The organism is Gilvirhabdus luticola (assembly GCF_040117515.1).
Lineage (GTDB): Bacteria > Bacteroidota > Bacteroidia > Flavobacteriales > Flavobacteriaceae > Gilvirhabdus > Gilvirhabdus luticola.
Genome location: NZ_JBEEEN010000002.1, coordinates 544940 through 565713, shown reverse-complemented (window position 1 = coordinate 565713; position 20774 = coordinate 544940). Strand labels below are relative to the sequence as shown.

Below are 20774 nucleotides of genomic sequence, written 5' to 3'. Positions count from 1 at the left end.
TCAACTAAACCAGCATCAGCTTGAACAAGTGCATCCACAAGTAAACTTAAATCTGCGACTGCCATAGCAGTTTCAACGATGTTTGGCATTGGTGTTAAAGCGTCTATTACAGATTGAGGTAAAATAACTTTATTTATAATATGTACAACACCATTACTAGTAGCCACATCAGCAGCAGTAACTTGAGCATCTGTATCAGTGGCATCTTGAATGAATACACCGCCTGTTAAACTAACAGTGATTGATTCGCCTTGAGCTGTTTCTATCATTTGCCCATCAGATAAATCTGTAGAATAAGCAGCAGCACCAGCTACAACATGGTATGTTAATATATCGGCAAGAAGTGCTTTTTCTTCTGCAGTATCAAAATCGGCCAAACTATTGTAGTCATCACCAAGTGAGTCTAACAAATTAGCGAAGGCTTCGTTTGTAGGAGCAAATACTGTGAATGGTCCATTTGTTTGCAATAAATCTACCAAACCAGCGTCAGCTTGAACAAGTGCGTCTACAAGTAAACTTAAATCTCCAGTAGCCATAGCCGCCTCAACAATATTCGGGGTTGTATCGACCATCGGTTGGTTGTCATCATCGTCACTGCATGATAATGTAAAAAGTGACAAGCTTAAAATAAGTAATAAATAAATCTTTGTTTTCATAATTTCTAATAATTAGTGTCTAATGTTTTTTATTATAATTTGGACAAATATACAAATAAATTTGATATTGTCAAATAAAAAAGAAAAAAAATTAGACAAAAATTTATTTTACATATATTTTATTTGGTTTATTTATATAATTTTGTTTAACTTTACACCATAAAAGTTAGACATGAGTATATATACAATAGCACAGGTTGTTGCACTTTCAGGAATTAAAGCACCAACATTAAGAAAGTGGGAAACTAGATATAGTTTATTTGAACCGCATAGAACAGAAACCAATATTAGATACTATTCTGATAGTCAATTAAAAAAACTATTAAATATTAGTGTATTATTAAGGAATGGTTTTAAGATTTCAAAAATTGATAAAATGTCCGATGAGGATATTTATGAAAAAATAGAAGATATATTAATTGATTCTAATCAAGAAGACGAAATTACTGCCTTAATAATAAGTATGCTTGAGTTTGATGAAAATAAGTTTGACAAAATTATAAAATCGCATATCATAAACAATGGGTTATTAACTACCACTACTAAAATTATCTATCCATTTTTAAACCAAGTAGGTGTACTTTGGGGAATTGATAAAATAATACCTGCCCAAGAACATTTTGTGTCCAGTTTAATTAAGCAGAAGATGTTTTCGAGTATTGACCTTTTACCATTGCCTCATGCTGATGCTCCATCTATCTTAATGTTTTTGCCAGAAAACGAGCATCACGAAATAGGTCTATTATTAGCTCACTTTATTGCCAAAAAATTAGGGTGGAGAGTTTATTATCTTGGTCAAAATGTCCCAACAGAGAATATCAATGCTGTTGTAGAAGAAATACACCCAAATGCAATGCTAACTATGTTTATTGTATCTACACACAACAATTTTCTTTCTATACTTGATGAACTCTTATTGAATCCTGATATTCCTTTATTAGTTTCTGGAAATCCAGAATTTTTTGAAAATAATAGCCATAAAGATTTAATTCAATTAAAATCTCCGGAAGAATTGATAATGCAATTGGAGCTTTTAAGTGCCAAAAACATAAAAACCACTCATGCTTGAGTGGTTTTATATTTTGGTTTTATGGATATTTAATTAACAATTCAACATTACGAATTATTTCATTGTCTTGCTTAAAAGCTTTATAAAATTAATTTATTAATTAATAAATACAAGTATTCTAATTATCTTTTAGATATAAAGATTATTAAACTCGGTTAAAAGATTTTGGATACTATTTTTAACGATTAAGTGTTCAACCAATATTGTTATTCAACTCGATTAATTCTTCTAAATAATCTCTAGTATTTGAAAGCCTAGGAACTTTATGTTGTCCGCCAAGTTTATTTTTTTGTTTTAACCAATCATAAAATAATTGATTTCTAGCGATATGAATAACAGGCTTGTTTAATGTCATATTATTATAGCGTTTAGCTTCATAATCAGAATTGATTGCCTTTAGCGCGTTATCGAACAATTCATTGAAATAATCAATATCACCTGGAGGTTTTTTAAATTCAATTATCCATTCGTGACCGCCTTTCTCTTTTCCTTTCATAAAAATGGGCGCAGCAGTATAATCTACAATTTCTGCATTGGTTTTATTACAGACCTTCTTTAAAGCTTGTTCAGCATTTTCAATAATGAGCTCTTCTCCAAATGCATTAATATGGTGTTTTGTTCTTCCAGTAACTTTAATCCGATATGGATTTATAGAAGTAAACTTTACAGTGTCACCAATTTTATAACGCCACAATCCAGCATTAGTAGTAATTAGAACCGCATAATTCTTGTCTTTTTCAACCTCACTTAATCTTATGATTTTCTGATCTTTAGTTCCATAAGTTTTCATTGGAATAAACTCATAAAAAATCCCATAATCCAGCATGAGCAGAAGTTCGCTTGAATTATTTTTATCCTGAATCGCAAAAAATCCCTCTGAAGCATTATAGATTTCATAATATTTAAAATCCTTTTTAGGCAAAATGGTTCTATATTGGTCTTTATAAGGTATAAAACTTACGCCACCGTGAAAGTATACTTCTAGATTTGGCCATACCTCAAACAAATTGTTTTTCCCAGTTGTTTCAAGTACATTATTTAATAATGCCAACATCCAAGAAGGAACTCCAGTTAAACTCGTAACATTCTCATTAATTGTTTCATCAACAATAGCTTGCATTTTGTATTCCCAGTCACTCATTAAAGAAACTTTATTACTTGGAGTACTACTGAATTCAGCCCAAAAAGGCATATTATCTATTAAAATGGCCGAAAGGTCTCCGAAAACAGTTCCGTTTTCTCTGTACAATTCTTTGCTTCCACCAAGTCGCAAACTTTTTCCTGTAAATAATTGAGAATCTTCATTATTATTTAGATACATACATAATAAATCTTTTCCAGCAGCATAGTGGCAATCTTCAAGAGAATCTTCACTTACCGGAATAAACTTACTTTTTGCATTGGTCGTTCCACTAGATTTGGCAAACCATTTAATTGGTGTAGGCCAAAATATATTGGTCTCACCTTTTCGAGACCTTTCTATAATATCCTGATAATTTTCATAAGTAGATACGGGAATTCGCTCTGCAAAAGTTTTATAGTTTTTTATAGAAGCAAAATTATATTGCTTACCAATTTGTGTGTCTTTAGCAGTATCTAGTAAATTAAATAACAACTCTTCCTGTACTTCATTAGGATATTTTAAAAACAATTCAATTTGATGAAATCGTTTTTTTAAGAACCATGAAGCAATAGAATTAACTAAAGGGATTGGCATATTTATAGTATCTTTATTTTTTTAAAATTAACACTTTTTTTTATGACCTACCAAGGTGTTTTAACAAAAATGGAGAGTGAGTTTGCAAACCCTATACAATATTATTTGGTGTTTGAAAATGATTTTATAAATGTAAACCAACTTTTGGATAAAACTATAAAGATTGAGTTCATAAAATATCAATGTTTAAATTGTGGTTTAAATAAACCAATTTTTAGACAAGGCTTTTGTAAAAGTTGTTTTTTTGATATTCCTCAAGCTGCAGATTGGATCATGCGTCCTGAATTAAGCACAGCACATCTGGATAAAGAAGATAGGGATTTGGAGTATGAGAAGAAAGTACAATTGCAACCTCACATAGTATATCTTGCAAATTCGAGCGATGTTAAGGTAGGTGTGACTCGAAGAAGTCAAGTACCCACACGTTGGATTGACCAAGGAGCACATGAGGCAATAGAAATTGTTGAAGTGCCAAATCGTTATTTGGCTGGTATCACAGAAGTTGCTTTAAAAGATCATGTGTCTGATAAGACCAACTGGCGTTCTATGTTAAAGAACGAAATTAAGGATGAAGACCTAGTTTCTTGGAGAGAACGTCTTAAGCAATACATACCTGATGAAGCTAAAGCGTATTTTATTCAATCTAACACCGAAACTAATTTAGAATTTCCAGTGCTTCAATATCCAGAGAAACCTAAAAGCCTAAATTTAGTAAAATCAAATAATTATTCAGGAAAGCTTGTTGGAATAAAGGGACAGTATTTAATATTTGAAGACCAAACTGTTTTCAATATTAGATCAAATGAAGGATTGGTTGTTAATATCTCAATTTAAAAAAGCACTCAATACGAGTGCTTTTTTAATTATTTTAATATTCTTCTTGATCTCTTAAATTTTGTATATAAGAGGCTTTTTGTATTTCTCGTCTTCTTTTAATTGATTTTTTTGTAAAAAATTGATTCTCTCTTATGTTTTGCATCACTTTTACGTTGCGATGTTTACGTTTGTAGCGCTTTAAAGCTCTTTCAATATTTTCACCTTCTTTAATTTCAATTTTTATCATAAATAGTTTTTTCTGTTGATATATTTAAGACTATCCTAAATATGTTTTTAATATTTTACTTTTTGAGGTATGTCTTAATCTTCTTATAGCCTTTTCTCTAATTTGTCTTACACGTTCTCTAGTCAAATCGAAGGTTTCGCTTATTTCCACCAAACTTAAAGGAGACTCATTACCCAAACCGTAGTAAAGTCTTAAAACATCACTTTCTCTTGGAGACAAAGTTTCTAATGCTCTGTTAATTTCAACACTTAAGGATTCAACCATTAAATCCTTATCTGGATTTGGAGATTCTCCAGATCTTACCACATCATATAAGCTTGATGTTTCACCTTCTTTTAGTGGAGCATCCATAGATAGATGCCTTCCTGAATTTTTCATGGATTGCTTCACTTCTGTAACGCTTAAATCTAATTCTTTCGCAATTTCTTCAGCACTTGGCGCTCTTTCATGAGCCTGTTCTAAAAAAGAATAGGCTTTATTTATTTTATTAATTGAACCTATTTTATTTAATGGCAATCTTACAATCCTTGATTGCTCTGCCAAAGCTTGCAAAATAGCTTGTCTTATCCACCATACTGCATAAGATATAAACTTAAAACCTCTTGTTTCATCAAAACGTTTTGCTGCTTTCACTAACCCTGCATTTCCTTCATTGATTAAATCTGGTAATTTTAAGCCTTGATTTTGGTATTGTTTTGCAACCGACACTACAAAACGAAGATTGGCAGTTACCAATTTGTTTAATGCTATTTGATCATCATTTCTAATTCGTTGTGCTAACTCTACTTCTTCATCAGCTGTTATCATAGGTAACTTGCTAATGTCTTGTAAGTATTTATCTAATGATTTGGATTCTCTGTTGGTAACTTGTTTTGTAATCTTTAATTGCCTCATATATTAATTTTGCTTATTATTTTTTATACAACATAACTTTATAAATGACAAAAGCAAGAAAAATCATCATTTCATTAAAAAAATTACCAAAATGAGGTTGAAAATGGATGAAATTGAAAAAAATGAAAGGATTTAAACCTTTTTTGAGAAATAATCTATTTGGTTGAATCTTTTTTCTTTCGATTTTTTATCAGGCCACCTAGAGCATTCTTAATGCTTTCTTCGACTTGGTTTTCCGTTTTCTTTGTAGTTGTATCCACTTTCACAGAATCGGTTTTAACAGTAGTTGAATCTTTTTTTGAAGTATCATTTTTTGATTTACTATCAATACCGCTAATTCCACCAAGTAATTCTTTGATTTTATCTTTGCCTGAATTAAGTAGTTTTTGCTTTTCTATTTCAATTAGTTGTTTGGTAAGTTTTGAAACACCGCTACTCAAATCTGTTGTTATTTTGGGATTTGTAAACGATCCGGTAATGTTAGCCGTTACAGGAATGGAAATCTTTTTAACATTATCATCATTAATTTTGCTTATTAGGCTATTTACTTCATTACCTAGATATTTTGCTGGAACATTAAAAGTTGCATTATAATTTAAAGATTTGTCAAAGCCATGAGATCCGGAAATAACAACATCAATGTCTTTGTAAGAAAGGTTGAATGGTTTTACATTTACCATGCCATTGCTGAAATCTAATTGTGTTTTCAGGTCTTTAAGATTTATATCTTTTACATTAATAAAATTTAAAGCTTCACCTAAACTATTCAATACTTTAGCTTGATCCGTATTTATGGATGTAGTTAACAATTCTACAAAAGCTTTCCCATTGATAGAATTTAAATTCGGTGTAAACTCTTCGTTTAAAGTACCAGATAAATTAATAGTTGAATTCATTTTACCTTGAAGCACATTAGCTATAGGAGCTAAAGCTTTAATTAAATCTAGATTTGCAAACGATTTTGAAATGTCAAAACTATCTGCGCCCAAATTCAGATTAAAGGTTGGAACATCAGTTTTTGTTGACACTTTACCAGTTACTGCCAAAATACCATCTAAAAGATTAGAAGTTAAATTTTGTAATGTAGCTTCTTGGTCTTTTATATAAAGAGAACCAGAAACTCCTTTTAAATTTAGATTATCATATACGACCGAATTAGCGCTTGCACTGATTGTACAATCTAAAAATTCAGGAATTTTAAGTGACTTTGCTTTATTGCTATTCTTTTCAGCACTTTTATCTTGAGATATAAAATCATTCAGCACAAATGTATTAGAATTAAGGTTAAAGTTGCCTTGAAGATCCTTGTCGCTAAACATAAAACCATATAAGTTTTTTATAATTCCAGTTGCTTTTATATCGCTTTGACCCGTTTTTGCTTCAAAGTTATTAAGAGTTACCGTTGCAGGTGTAAACTTCATATTAGCACTTTTAATATATACGGGGTTTTGCATTTCTTTTGATGAGTAAACAAAATCGGAAACACTCATATATCCGCTGTTTTTTATACGCTCATAAGCACTATTTTCAATGGCATTCATATCAAAATTAGTGTTGAGCTTTGCAATTAAAATTCCTTTCAATTCCTTTTCAATATCTATTGGATATGCTTTAGAAATATTGGCAAGATTTATCACACCATCAATATCTGCATTTACTAACATATTTTCTGTAATGTTTTTTAAGGTAGCTGAGGATTTAAACACATCGTTATCAATTTTAAAATTGAAGGTTTTTACATCAATATAGGTATCGTCTGCATTGCCTGTTGTGTTTTTTACAACAGTATTGATGGAGATGTTTTCAACAGTTTTAGGCAAATCTGGATATTTAAAAGAAGCATTATCAGATGTGATGCTTATATCTAGAGTTGGAATGGTTGTTTCAGAAATCAATCCTTTGATGACACCTTTTACCTTGAAATCACCTGAGGTCTTAACATCAGCGATATTTTTTGAATAAACTTCAGGAATAACTGCAAGAAAATCTTTGAAAGAAGATTCTGGGTTTTCAAAAGTTATATCAACTTCCTGTCCATTCTCCAATTGTTGCACATAACCTTCAAACTCCAATGGCAACTGATTGATGTATCCTTTATTTTCTTTAAATGTGTAAGTGTTTTTGTCTAAATCCAGGCCGATTAAAGCATCTAGCTTTATTTTGTTGTTGTTTAAATATTTTGTGCTGTCTACAATAAGACTAACATTGGCTTCAGTTTGTGTAACTAATTCAGATGTTTCAGCAGAAAATGAACCTTTTCCGCTATGGTTCAGTTCAGAAACATAAATCTCTGTTTTACTTTTTTGGTCAATATATGCAAGTGTGCTATTGCTTATTTTATAGTCTTCAATATCAAACGAAAAGTTCTCACTTCCTTTAGATGTGGAGCTGTCAGGTTTTTTAACAATATCATAATTGTTATTACCCAACTCATCTGTGCTTAAAGTTAATGATGCCTCATTAATTTGTATAGAATTCACAACTATAGGGGCATCACTCGCTTTTTTGAACAATTCTTTAACAGACAAGGTGAAAGCTATTGATTTTGTTTTAGCAAGAGTATCACCTTCAAAAGGTTTAAAGTTGGTTATTACAAGATCATCTACTTTTACATGTGCTTGAGGAAAGCTTCTTAAAAGACTTAAGCTAACATCGGCAAATTCTACTTTGGCATTTAGGCTCTGGTTTATAAAGCGTTTGACCATATCTTTAATTTGCGATTGAAACGCAAAAGGAATGGCTATTAGTAAACATAGGATGATTATTAATGTTAGTCCAATAATTTTTAAAACTTTTTTCATGCAAAGGGTTTAGAATATATACGTATAAAATAAATTAAAAGATGGAATTATAAAATGAATGAAGGTATTAAACGAGTTTGATTTCCTCATTTACTTTCAATTTGAATCGTTTTCTAAATAAAAAAACACCTAAATAAAGGAAAGGTGTATCACAAACAGCAATTAAGACTTTAAAAATAAAGCCAGATACTAACAAACCATAAAACTTGTCCCATTCAATGATATTGAAAGAGCATAATAGAAATACAATGGTAAAAGTATCAACAAATTGAGAAGAGAATGTTGAAAAATTATTTCTTAACCATAAATGCCTTCCTTTAGTTAGACGTTTCCAAAAATGATAGATTTGGATGTCTATAAATTGAGCAAACAAATAGGCCATCATGCTTGCTGTTACCGCAATGGCTGTACTCCCAAAAACAGTTTTAAACAATCCATTATCTACAGGAGACCAATTAGTCGCAGGTGCAGCATTTGATACCAAAACAATAAGCAATGAAAAAAGTGACGCAAAAATACCAACCACTACAACATCATTTGCTCTTTTTTTACCATATATCTCACTTATTAAATCTGTAATTAAAAAAGTAATTGGGTAAGGTAAGATACCGACTGATAATTCAAAAAGTTTAGTCCCAAAAACTTCAACATCTACGGGATACCAATAAAAAAACTTTTGAAAAATCAAATTTGAAACTACTAATGATGTGATAAATAAACCTCCTAACAACAGGTAAATTCTTTGAGCAAGTAGTTTTTCTTTTAAGGTCATTTAAAATTGTGAATAAATAGCTTCAGTAAATATAAAGCATTAAATTTTCTTTTAGTTATTTTGGCTCTAAATATGAATTTACCTTCAAAAGTATATATTTCATTAGGCAGTAATCAAGGTGATAAGTTTAAAAACTTACAAGACGCCATTAACCTTATTTTTACCAAAATAGGAAAGGTAAACATTATATCCAGAGTTTATAAGAGTCCAGCACTTGGGTTTGAGGGCGATGAGTTTTTGAATACTTGTATTTGTATAGAAACAGAACTTGATTCTAAAACACTACTCAAAGAATTAATTGCTATTGAAAAGTCTTTGGGAAGGATTCGAACCAAAAAGAAAGGTTACGAATCTCGTAGTATAGATTTAGATATTATCTTTTTAGAAGATGAAATTGTCAGTACAAAAACACTTAAGATTCCACATCCAAAAATGCAACTTCGTAAGTTTGTTTTGCAACCTTTAAACGATATTGCTTCTAAAGTGATTCATCCAAAACTTGATAAAGATGTGTCTGTTTTATTAGAAGAATGTGAAGATAAAAGCAATTTACAACCCATTAATATTTGGTTAAAAAATCCAAGTAAACAATATAGCTTTTCAAACTTCAATTATATCGCTATAGAAGGAAACATAGGCGCTGGCAAAACAAGTTTAGCGACAAAGATATCTCATGAGTTTAATGCCAAACTAATTTTGGAACGTTTTGCAGATAATCCTTTTTTGCCAAAATTTTATGAAGAACCACAGCGTTACGCCTTTACTCTGGAGATGTCTTTTCTGGCAGACAGATATCAACAAATTTCTGACGACCTTTCTCAACTTGATCTGTTTAAAGATTTTATTGTAAGCGATTATGACGTGTTTAAGTCGCTTATTTTCTCAAAGATCACCTTGCCTGAAGACGAGTTTAAGCTCTACCGGAAACTCTTTTATTTAATGTATAAAGATATAGCCAAACCAGATTTGTATGTGTATTTGTACCAAAACACAGAACGATTACAGGAAAACATAAAGCAACGTGGCAGAGATTATGAAAAGGATATCGCCGACGACTATCTTGAAAAAATCAACGCAGGTTATTTAGACTTTTTAAAGAACCAAACAGAGTTTAATGTTAAAATTATTGATATTTCTGATAAAGACTTTGTAAAAAACAGACAAGATTATCTTTGGATTTTGAATAAGATTTGTGGAGAATAACTTGAGCTGTGCTTAACGGTATTGTGTATGATTCCGTAGCTAGGGAAAATCAGAGATTTTACAGAGTAGGAATCATATAACTACCTAAACATACAAAGTTCTTCTTAATGCGCTAACCGAGTTATGGATTATATACTTTGTTGGCTATTATTATTGAATTTAAGTTTATTCATCTCAATTGTTCGCAATTTTGGAGTACCTTTTTAACAGAGTGGACTTGTTTTTACCTTCAGTCTTCCTAACTTCATTAGCAATATATTCAAAATAATAACCGATTGGATAACCTTTTTTTCTTCTGTAGTTAATGTAGAAATGTAATTCCTTCCAGTAATTGGGAATCATTGGATAAAACAATTCTCGTGTTAATTTTCTACGTATAATTCTTTGTTTATAAGAAATACCGATTTCCGTAAAAATGTTTAACCACACCATGATTTTGGCATTTAAATCTTTGGTTTTAACAGCAAACTTGCATTTTTGCTTTTCATTCATATCCGAATTTAGCCATTCATCAATTTCCGCTCTGATTGATGCCATTTCACTAGTATTTAATCTTTCGATATAAGAAATGGTCTTTGAGGTTTTGAAATGACGAATTGTCAAATAAATTGTGATAACAGCAACAACTAAACCACCAGACCATGAAAGAATATCAACTAGTTCCATTTATTTTTCAAGATTTATTTTTAATTTCAGCCAACGATATGATATAAAGGCGTTTTAATGTTTTATCAGACGATAAGCGAAGTTAGATGTTTTTAAATTAAGAATCAAGCTAAATGTTTCTCATTAGGACGCAGGCAGGAATCTAATTTTTAGTTTCAATTACTAATGGATTTCTCACCAAGTGGGGAATGACAGAAAACATTAGTTTTTTAACTTCGAGAACACATCCCAAACTACAACACCAACACTTACCGAAATATTTAATGAGTGTTTGGTACCAAATTGCGGGATTTCAAGAACCTCATCACTTGCAGAAACAACCTTTTGCTGTACACCTTTTACTTCGTTACCAAAAACCAATACATAAGTTGTGTCTTTTTCAGGATGAAAATCGTAAAGCATGGTTGCATTTTCAGCCTGTTCAATTGAGATTATTTTTACACGTTCTACTTTTAACTTTTTAACTAACGAATACGTATCCTCAAGATATTCCCAATCCACAGTTTCTGTGCTCCCTAAAGCTGTTTTATGAATATCTTTATGAGGAGGTTTTGCAGTAATACCACACAAATATATTTTTTTAACTAAAAACGCATCAGCTGTTCTAAAAACAGAACCAATGTTATTCAAACTGCGAATACTATCAAGAACGATAATGATTGGAGTCTTTTTAGATGTTTTGAACTCTTCAACACTTAATCTGTCTAGTTCACTATTTTTTAGTTTTCGCATGTTAAATTTTGTGAATAATTGTAGATAACTTCTATATTTTCTGTTTTATAAAACATCAAATAATAAGTACATTAGCAATCCTGTTCAGGTTACAAAAATAAGATTTAAAATTACATTCCCTTGGCTAAAAAGGAAACACCATTAATGAAACAATATAATGCCATCAAGGCTAAATATCCTGATGCCTTGTTGTTGTTTCGCGTGGGTGATTTTTATGAGACTTTTGGGAGCGATGCTGTAAAAACAGCCAAAATCCTGAACATTATATTAACCAAACGAGGTGCTGGAAGTGAAACTGAAACTGAACTCGCTGGTTTTCCGCATCATTCTTTGAATACGTATTTACCAAAGCTTGTTAAGGCTGGTTGCCGTGTAGCCATTTGTGACCAATTAGAAGATCCTAAACTTACAAAAACCATTGTGAAACGTGGCGTTACAGAACTGGTAACACCTGGTGTTGCTTTAAATGATGAAGTCTTATCATCAAAATCAAATAACTTTTTATGTTCTGTATATTTTGAAAATCATAGAATAGGTATTTCATTTTTAGATATTTCTACAGGTGAATTTCTCACATCTCAAGGGAACACAGAATATATTGATAAGCTGTTACAAAATTTTAATCCTAGTGAGGTCCTGGTATCAAAACAAAGACGTCAACAATTTAAAGAAATTTTCGGAACCGCTTTTCATACTTTTTATATGGAAGATTGGGTGTTTCAAACAGATTATGCGAATGAAACACTTGTAAAACATTTCAACACCAAAACACTTAAAGGGTTTGGAATACAAGACTTGTATGAAGGGATTATAGCGTCTGGTGCTATTTTGCATTACCTCTCTGAAACGCAGCATAACAAACTAAAGCATATCACATCCATTTCGAGAATTGCTGAAGATGAATATGTTTGGATGGATAAGTTTACCATCAGAAATTTAGAGCTATATCATTCTACAAACAATAATGCTGTCACCTTGTTGAATGTCATTGATAAAACTATTTCGCCAATGGGTGGACGTATGTTAAAACGTTGGTTGGCTCTGCCATTAAAGAATTTAGAAAAGATAAATCAGCGCCATGAAGTGGTTGATTCTTTAATTAAGAATACAACGATACTTCAAAAAATACAGCGTCACATCAAGCATATTGGCGATTTAGAACGCTTAATTTCAAAAGTGGCTACTGCAAAAGTGAATCCTCGTGAAGTTGTACAACTTAAAAATTCACTTGAAGCTATTGTTCCTATAAAGGCTTTAACAGAAAACTGTGACAATGCTTCGCTTAAACAAATAGGAAATTCTATAGAACATTGTGAAGAGTTGCGAGAAAAAATAAAAGAAACATTATTTGAAGATGCACCAGTAAATGTTTTAAAAGGACATACCATTGCAAGCGGTTTTTCATCTGAATTAGATGAATTGCGTGGTTTGTCATCGTCTGGAAAAGCATATCTAGATAAGATGTTGGAGCGCGAAAGTGAACGCACTGGAATTACATCCTTAAAAATTGCATCTAATAATGTATTTGGATACTATATAGAAGTACGGAATTCGCATAAAGACAAGGTGCCTGAAGAGTGGATAAGAAAGCAAACACTCGTGAATGCAGAACGTTATATAACTGAAGAACTTAAGGAATACGAGTCCAAAATTTTAGGAGCAGAAGAGCGTATTTTGGCTATTGAGCAACAGTTGTTTTCAGAACTTGTTAGTTGGATGAATAGCTTTATAAAGCAAGTTCAGAAAAATGCTTTTTTAATTGGACAATTAGATTGTTTATGTGGTTTTGCACAATTAGCCAAAGACAATAATTATATATACCCTGAAATTAATGATTCTTATAAATTAAATATCAAAGAAGGACGTCATCCTGTTATAGAAAAGCAATTACCTTTAGGAGAGGCATACATAACAAACAACGTATTTCTTGATAGAGAAACGCAACAAATCATCATGATTACCGGGCCAAACATGTCTGGTAAATCAGCTATTTTAAGACAAACCGCCCTTATTGTTTTGTTAGCTCAAATAGGCAGTTTTGTTCCTGCTGAATCGGCTAAAATGGGATTGGTTGATAAAATATTTACTAGAGTAGGAGCTAGTGATAATATCTCTATGGGGGAATCTACTTTTATGGTAGAAATGAATGAAACAGCTTCTATTCTAAACAATCTTTCAGATAGAAGTTTAATTCTGCTTGACGAAATTGGTCGTGGTACTAGTACTTACGATGGAATTTCAATCGCATGGTCTATTAGTGAATATTTGCATGAACATCCTTCAAAACCAAAAACGTTATTTGCTACGCACTATCATGAGCTCAATGAAATGACCGAAACATTTGAGCGAATAAAAAACTATAATGTTTCAGTAAAAGAATTAAAAGACAATGTTTTGTTCCTTCGTAAATTGGTTGAAGGAGGTAGCGAGCACAGTTTTGGTATTCATGTAGCAAAAATGGCTGGAATGCCGCAGCAGGTGATTAGTAGAGCAAATAAAATACTTCAAAAGTTAGAGAAATCTCACTCTAGTGAAGAACTTACAGATAAAGTAAAGTCATTAAAAGATGATATGCAATTGAGTTTCTTTAATTTAGATGATCCTCTTTTAGAAGGAATTAAAGAAGAAATTCTGCATATAGATATTAATACACTTACTCCTGTTGAAGCACTTATGAAGCTTAATGAAATTAAGCGAATGTTACAAAAGAAGAAAAGAGCATAATATCTACTTTTTTTCAAGAAAACACTTTGGTATTGTTATAATTGTTTTAAATTTGCATCCGCAATATTATAATTGAACGTTCATACAAATAACTAAGCGAAAGTAGCTCAGGGGTAGAGCATCACCTTGCCAAGGTGAGGGTCGCGGGTTCAAATCCCGTCTTTCGCTCTGAAAACTTTCTTAAAAATATGCCAAGATGCTGAAGTGGTGGAATTGGTAGACACGTTGGACTTAAAATCCAATGGCCATTATGGCCGTGCGGGTTCAAGTCCCGCCTTCAGTACAAAAGCCTTTATCTATTTTTGATAGAGGCTTTTTAATTTAATGATTAGCATTTAAACTATAAAAAGCTTTGGATTTATTTCAATAATTAAAACTCATATTTATTATATATTTGATGAATATGAAGTCTACATTTAGTTTATTTTTATTTATTCTTTTTGTTTCTACTAATATATTTGGACAATACACTCCTTATTTTCAAAATTATTCATTGTCTCAATATAATGCCGGTAACCAGAATTGGGGAGTTTCTGTTGCTAATAATGGAAAAATATACGTTGCTAACAATAATGGTTTGTTAGAATTTGATGGTTTTAAATGGGAATTTTTCCAATTGCCTAACAAAACTATTATAAGATCTGTTTTAGCACATCAAGGTTTAATTTATACAGGATCTTATGAAGAATTTGGATATTGGGAGAAAAATCGCAAAGGAGAATTAATTTATACATCATTGAGTGATTTATTAGTCGAAAAAGTATCACTTAATGAAGAGTTTTGGCAAATCTTACATTTTAAAGATTCAATAATATTTAGGTCATTTTCAAATGTGTATGTTTATAAAAATGGAGAAGTTGTAAAAATCTACAAACAGAGTCCTACACCAACAGTTATATCATGCAATATTTCTGGAAATAAATTTTATGTATCTACTCTTAAAAATGGTGTTTTTGTTCTTGAAGACACAAATTTAACACCGGTAATTAATGACCCATTTGTAATTGATAAAAGAATGATTTCGATTATTGAATATAAAGGAGATTTGCTGATTTCAACTGCTTTAAACGGTTCCTTTATTTATAAAAATAATAGTTTCATGCCTTGGGATTCTGAAATAAATGAATTAATTAAAGAACATCAATTCAATAGTTTTTCATTGCTTAAAAATGGAACAATGGTATTCGGAACCATTAAAAATGGTATTTATATTACAGATTATGAAGGGAATATTAAGTATCATATAAATAAAGAGAATGGCCTAATTAATAACACAATATTAAGTCATGTCCTTGACGATGAAAACACAAAACTTTGGGTAGGTTTAGACAATGGAGTTGCATATATAGATTTAAATAGTCATCATACATTCTATAATGATTATTCAGGGAAATTAGGTGCGGTTTATGACATCATTTTATATAACAATACTATTTATATAGGTAGTAATACAGGATTATTTTATATTAATAATAATGATGATTTACAGTTTGTTGAAGGATCCCAAGGGCAGGTTTGGGATCTAACAGAAATAAATGGTGAACTATTATGTGGTCATAATAATGGAACATTTATAGTGAAAGAGACCAATCTTGAAAAAATTTCAAATTTTACTGGAGGCTGGACTTTAAAGAAACAACCTGAAAAAATGAACTCTTTTTATCAAGGAACTTATGCTGGGTTGGTTAATTTTAAAAATAGCGGTAATAAATGGGTAGCAAGTCACGCTGGGGAAACCACAATACCAATAAAGTATTTAGAGTTTGAAGACCAGCATACTATTTGGGTGGCTCATGCATATAAAGGAGTCTTTAAAATTAGTTTAGATAAGGAAAGTGGTAAAGTCAAAGAGGTCAAAGATTATCAAAATAAAGGTTTATGGTCAAATTATAGCGTAAGAGTTCATAAAATTAAAAATGATATTTGCTTTAAGACTAATAATGGTTGGCAAAAGTATGAGCCCTTATTAGATAGCATTGTTCCGCATAATTTATTAAATAAAAATTTCGGTAATGATGCAAATTTAATATCAGAATCTGATTCTGACTTAATTGGAATCAAAGACAGCAAAAATCAAATTAATTTCAAATCTTTAACTAACGAAGATTATAACCTAACACTAACTAGTAATTTTTTTAAGAATAGATTAATCGTGGGTTCAGAGAAAATTACAAAAATTAATGATTCATTATTTGCTTTAGCACTTTATGATGGTTTTATGGTTATTGATTCTAAAAACTATTATGAAAAAGAGGTATTGATAGAACCAGTAATCGACAAAATTTCTATTAATAACGAATTGATTAATTTGGATACTTTAAAAGTTATTGAATCTCCATACAACAAGAATGTAAGCATTTCAGTATCATCTCCTAAATCAAATGGTCATTTTTTTGAGTATTCAATATCTAATCTTGATTCTATTCATTGGTTTCGAATGGATACTGATAAATTAGATGTTTCTAATTTAAATGATGGCAATTACACTATAAGATTCAGAGCCGCAAATTCGTCTGGAGATACGTCACCCAGCAAAGTGATTAATTTAAAAATTTTACCGCCATGGTACGAAAGTGAAAAAGGAGCGCTGCTATATTTAATTGTTATTCTCGCAGTTAGTATTCTAATTTTCACTTTACATAAAAGGAAAATTAGTAAAGAGCAACAATTGTTAGAACAAAGGTTTCAAAGAGAGCAAGAAGAAATTCTTAAGCAGAAGAACATCGAAAATGAAAAGAAAATAATGCAGTTAAAGACAGAATCACTGGAAAATGAAGTAAAACTAAAGAGTAAGCAGCTTGCAAATACAGCAATGGCTTTAGTTAATAAGAATGAGTCGATGTTGGAGATTAAGAACGAACTTTTACAAAACAAAGACAGTTTTGGAAATTATTGGTCATTTAAAAAGTTATTAAAAAAGGTTGACAATTCAATTGGTCATCAGGATGAATGGGAAGTGTTTGAATATAATTTCAATCAGGTTCATGAAGAATTCTTCAATCAACTAAAATCAGATTATCCACATTTAACGCATAAAGACTTAAAAATCTGCGCTTACATCAAGATGAATTTGTTGACAAAAGAGATAGCGCCTTTAATGAATATTTCAGTAAGAGGCGTTGAAACTCATAGATATCGATTAAAACGCAAGTTAAATTTAGAAAATGATAAATCTTTAACCGATTTCTTGCGAAATATTAAATAAATAACTTCATATTATACGTTTTTCTCGATTTTTTATACGCCATTGCTACGTCATTTTATTCCTTAATTTTAATTTTTACCAATATTTACCTATATTGAAGTAAGTTATACTATACGTCAAACACATGAATTATAGATTTAATATCACATGACGTATTTTTAATGTAATGACTTTTTTCGAATTCTTTTTAATAGTATATAAATTAGTCATATCTAACAAATCTAAATCAATTTATATGAAAGCAAAGATTAATTTAATCCTAATTTTTCTATTTTCAATTAGCTCTTTTGCACAAAATATTACTATAACTGGTGAAGTCACTAGTGCAGAAGATGATATGCCTGTACCTGGGGTAAACGTTATTGTTGCAGGTACAAGTAGAGGTGTCAGTACAGATTTTGATGGTCTGTATTCTATTGAAGTGAATCAAGGAGAGGTATTAGAGTTTAGCTCTATTGGCCTTAAAACCACTACAGTTACTGTAGGTAACCAGACAGTAATAAACGTTTCAATGGTTCCAGATATAGAAGCTCTGGATGAGATTGTTATTGTAGGATATGGTACGCAAAAGAAGGCAGATTTAACAGGTTCAATTTCCACTGTTGCAACTGAAGAAATTGAAAGAACTCCAGCTGCAAATATCATGCAATCATTACAAGGTAAAGTTTCTGGTGTTCAAGTTGTTAGCACTGGATCGCCAGGAGATTCTCCAAAAGTAAGGTTAAGAGGTCTTGGTTCATATCAGGACGATAATGGAAATCCATTATATGTAGTAGATGGGATGTTTTATAGTAACATTGACTTTTTAAACAGTAAAGATATAGAATCATTAACCGTTTTAAAAGATGCTTCATCATCCGCTATTTATGGAGTTAGAGCAGCAAATGGCGTAATTATTATTAAAACAAAAACTGGAAAAAGAGATCAGAAACCAGTTTTTGAATATGATGGTTATACAGGAGTTCAATTTGCTCAAAATGTTCTTAAATTAGCTAATGCTGAACAATTTACAACAATGGCTTACGAATCAGGATCAGCTGCAGACGTTCAGTTTGTTTTAAATGCCATGCAACGTTTTGGTCGTAGTCGTGTAAACCCTAATGTGCCGAATGTTAATACAGACTGGTATGATGAGATTTTAAGACCTGGATTTATTTCTAGTCATAGTATTGGTGCATCAGGTGGAGCTGAAAATGTTTCCTATTCTGTAGGAGCTAATTATTATTCGCAAGAAGGTATTTTAGATATGAAAAATGAGTATGAGCGTTTTAATATTCGTACCAAAGTAGATGTGGACCTTTCAGATAGGTTTAGAATAGGAGGTAATATGGTTTTTAGTAATGCTACTAAATATAATGCAGAGACCGCAGCCTTTTTTCAAGCCTATTATGCTGTACCAATTATGCCGGTTATTGATGATTTAAATACTGATGCATCACCAATTAGGTATTCTAATGCGCAAATTTTAGGCTATCGTGGTACGCAAAACCCATTTCCCGTAATGCGATACAGTAATAATCAATTAAAAATCAGAAAATTATTAACAAACATATATATTGAAGCCCATCTTATACCAGAAAAATTAACATTTAAATCAACCTATAGTCATGACTTTTCTGCGTTGGACGAACGTTATGTGGACAAACCATATACTTTAGGTAATAATGTGGAAAGACTTTCTGGTCTAACAAAAACACAAAATACTTATTCTAATCAGATATGGGATAATATTTTAACCTATAATGATTCCTTTGGTGACCATAATTTAACGCTTATGGGAGGAACATCTTTTAGAGATGAAGCGAATCATGCCTTATCAGTAAGAGGACAAAATATTTCAGGAATTGATTTTGAATCATCTTGGTACCTGAATTTTGCAGAAGAGAGTTCAATTACTTTAAATAATGATAGTGGAGGAAGACTTTATGGAGTATCCTATTTTGCAAGGGCAGCCTATAACTTTAACAGTAAGTATTTGCTATATGGCACAATTAGAGCAGACGGTTCGTCCAAATTCACCAAAGATCCTTGGGGTTACTTTCCATCCGTTGGTGTTGGCTGGGTTCTTACAGAAGAATCGTTCATGCAAGATAATGGCATATTTGACTTTTTTAAATTAAGAGCAAGTTGGGGAAAGTTGGGTAACGATAGTGTAGGTGCAAGTTCAGGAAGTAATACAATTACTGTGATTTCTGTTCCTTTTGATGATATTCAAACAGGAGGAATTACGTCTTCTTCAACTTTTACAAATAACACATGGGAAGTCATAGAAGAAATGAACTTTGGTACTAACTTCACTATGTTTGATAGTAGATTATCAGTTGATGCCGATTACTATATTCGTGAAACCAATAATGCCATCATGCCAGTATTTGTTCCAATCATAAATACTACCATAGCAAGAAATTCTGGTGTAATCAGAAATGAAGGTTTTGAAGTCGCACTAAACTGGAATAATTCAATTTCAGATGATTTCAGTTATTCTGTAGGGCTTAATTTTACAACCTTAAAGAATGAAACTGTCAGTTTAACAGATCCAAGAGGATATATTGAGGCTGGTAGTGCAGAGTTTCGTCAACGTACTATTGTTGGAGAACCAATTCAGGCATTCTATGGTTATGAAACCACAGGCGTCTATCAAAATCAAGCCCAAGTAGATGCAGATCCAATAGCAGTTGCAAACGGTCTTGTTCCAGGTGATTTAATTTATAGAGATATTAGTGGACCTGATGGAGTACCTGATGGTGTTTTAGACGGTGATGATCGTAAAGTTTTAGGATCTTTTTTACCAGAATTTATGTTCGGAGGTAATTTAGGTATCAATTATAAAGATTTTGATCTTTCCGTTAGTTTCTATGGCCAAACTGGGAACAAAATTTTAAATCGAAAACGAGGTGAGATTATCTTCACACAAGACACAAATATGGATGCAGATCTAGCAATTAACAGATGGCATGGTGAAGGCACTAGCAATACATACCCTTCATCAGAAGGATTGCGTAAAGGATGGAACCAAAGGTTAAGTAATTTCTGGATAGAAGATGGTGATTTCTTTAGAGTTCAGAACATACAATTAGGTTATACGCTTAAAAATGAAAAATTATTCGGTAAAAATATGCCTGAAACTAGATTTTATCTCACAGCAGATAAGCCGTTTACCTTCTTTGATTACAATGGTTTTAATCCTGAAGTCGCTAATGGTGTAGATAGGGAAGTGTATCCTGTACCAGGAACGTACACTTTAGGTCTTAATATAAAAATTTAAAAAATGC

At 31.4% G+C, this 20774-nt stretch carries 14 protein-coding genes and 2 tRNA genes; 8 read left to right on the top strand and 8 right to left on the bottom strand.

All coding sequences use genetic code 11. The features are described from left to right. Positions 1 to 656: fasciclin domain-containing protein (locus tag AAFP94_RS07005; RefSeq protein WP_316661820.1), on the bottom strand; the 656-nt coding region annotated here is incomplete at its 3' end. Positions 657 to 828: 172 nt separating this feature from the next. Here AAFP94_RS07005 and AAFP94_RS07000 point away from each other — a divergent pair. Further along, positions 829 to 1725, top strand: a complete 897-nt coding sequence (locus AAFP94_RS07000; protein WP_316661819.1) for a MerR family transcriptional regulator — start codon at positions 829 to 831, stop codon at positions 1723 to 1725. 193 nt (positions 1726 to 1918) lie between these two features. Here the strand turns inward: AAFP94_RS07000 and AAFP94_RS06995 are convergent, their stop codons facing one another. Continuing rightward, positions 1919 to 3442 carry a GH3 auxin-responsive promoter family protein gene (locus AAFP94_RS06995; protein ID WP_316661818.1) on the bottom strand — a complete coding sequence of 508 codons (1524 nt, stop codon included), beginning with the start codon at positions 3440 to 3442 and terminating at the stop codon, positions 1919 to 1921. A gap of 42 nt (positions 3443 to 3484) precedes the next feature. Between AAFP94_RS06995 and AAFP94_RS06990 the strand changes: the two genes are divergently transcribed. Then, positions 3485 to 4276 (top strand): DUF2797 domain-containing protein, encoded by a 792-nt coding sequence (locus AAFP94_RS06990; RefSeq protein ID WP_316661817.1) that lies wholly within the window; start codon positions 3485 to 3487, stop codon positions 4274 to 4276. A 34-nt stretch (positions 4277 to 4310) separates the two neighbouring features. Here the strand turns inward: AAFP94_RS06990 and rpsU are convergent, their stop codons facing one another. The 4 genes from rpsU to AAFP94_RS06970 all read right to left on the bottom strand — a co-directional run bounded on the left by rpsU (position 4311) and on the right by AAFP94_RS06970 (position 8972). Further along, positions 4311 to 4505 carry a 30S ribosomal protein S21 gene (rpsU, locus tag AAFP94_RS06985; protein ID WP_316661816.1) on the bottom strand — a complete coding sequence of 65 codons (195 nt, stop codon included), beginning with the start codon at positions 4503 to 4505 and terminating at the stop codon, positions 4311 to 4313. A 30-nt stretch (positions 4506 to 4535) separates the two neighbouring features. Beyond that, positions 4536 to 5399: a sigma-70 family RNA polymerase sigma factor gene (locus AAFP94_RS06980; protein ID WP_316661815.1), complete on the bottom strand. Its 864-nt coding sequence runs from the start codon at positions 5397 to 5399 to the stop codon at positions 4536 to 4538. Positions 5400 to 5554: 155 nt separating this feature from the next. Next, entirely contained in the window at positions 5555 to 8200 is a 2646-nt protein-coding gene (locus tag AAFP94_RS06975) for an AsmA-like C-terminal region-containing protein (RefSeq protein ID WP_316661814.1), read from the bottom strand. Between the two features lie 67 nt (positions 8201 to 8267). Next, a complete protein-coding gene (locus AAFP94_RS06970; protein ID WP_316661813.1) occupies positions 8268 to 8972 on the bottom strand; it encodes a queuosine precursor transporter in 705 nt (234 codons plus the stop codon). A gap of 72 nt (positions 8973 to 9044) precedes the next feature. Here AAFP94_RS06970 and folK point away from each other — a divergent pair, with 72 nt between their 5' ends. Then, a complete protein-coding gene (gene folK / locus AAFP94_RS06965; protein WP_316661812.1) occupies positions 9045 to 10175 on the top strand; it encodes a 2-amino-4-hydroxy-6-hydroxymethyldihydropteridine diphosphokinase in 1131 nt (376 codons plus the stop codon). 174 nt (positions 10176 to 10349) lie between these two features. On the opposite strand, the gene AAFP94_RS06960 is transcribed toward folK, so the two are convergent. Continuing rightward, positions 10350 to 10841 carry a DUF4760 domain-containing protein gene (locus AAFP94_RS06960; protein ID WP_316661811.1) on the bottom strand — a complete coding sequence of 164 codons (492 nt, stop codon included), beginning with the start codon at positions 10839 to 10841 and terminating at the stop codon, positions 10350 to 10352. A gap of 201 nt (positions 10842 to 11042) precedes the next feature. Continuing rightward, positions 11043 to 11573, bottom strand: a complete 531-nt coding sequence (locus AAFP94_RS06955) for a TrmH family RNA methyltransferase (protein ID WP_316661810.1) — start codon at positions 11571 to 11573, stop codon at positions 11043 to 11045. 144 nt (positions 11574 to 11717) lie between these two features. Between AAFP94_RS06955 and mutS the strand changes: the two genes are divergently transcribed. From mutS to AAFP94_RS06930, 5 genes are all read left to right on the top strand, one after another. Continuing rightward, positions 11718 to 14297, top strand: coding sequence for a DNA mismatch repair protein MutS (gene mutS / locus AAFP94_RS06950; protein WP_316661825.1), 2580 nt, complete (start codon positions 11718 to 11720; stop codon positions 14295 to 14297). Between the two features lie 96 nt (positions 14298 to 14393). Then, positions 14394 to 14465 (top strand) — tRNA-Gly (locus AAFP94_RS06945). Between the two features lie 30 nt (positions 14466 to 14495). Beyond that, a tRNA-Leu gene (locus AAFP94_RS06940) sits at positions 14496 to 14580 on the top strand. A 120-nt stretch (positions 14581 to 14700) separates the two neighbouring features. Beyond that, the gene (locus AAFP94_RS06935; protein WP_316661809.1) at positions 14701 to 17502 is read left to right on the top strand and encodes a LuxR C-terminal-related transcriptional regulator; all 2802 of its coding nucleotides are present in this window, start codon (positions 14701 to 14703) and stop codon (positions 17500 to 17502) included. Positions 17503 to 17737: 235 nt separating this feature from the next. Continuing rightward, entirely contained in the window at positions 17738 to 20767 is a 3030-nt protein-coding gene (locus AAFP94_RS06930) for a SusC/RagA family TonB-linked outer membrane protein (RefSeq protein WP_316661808.1), read from the top strand. Positions 20768 to 20774: the final 7 nt, after the last annotated feature.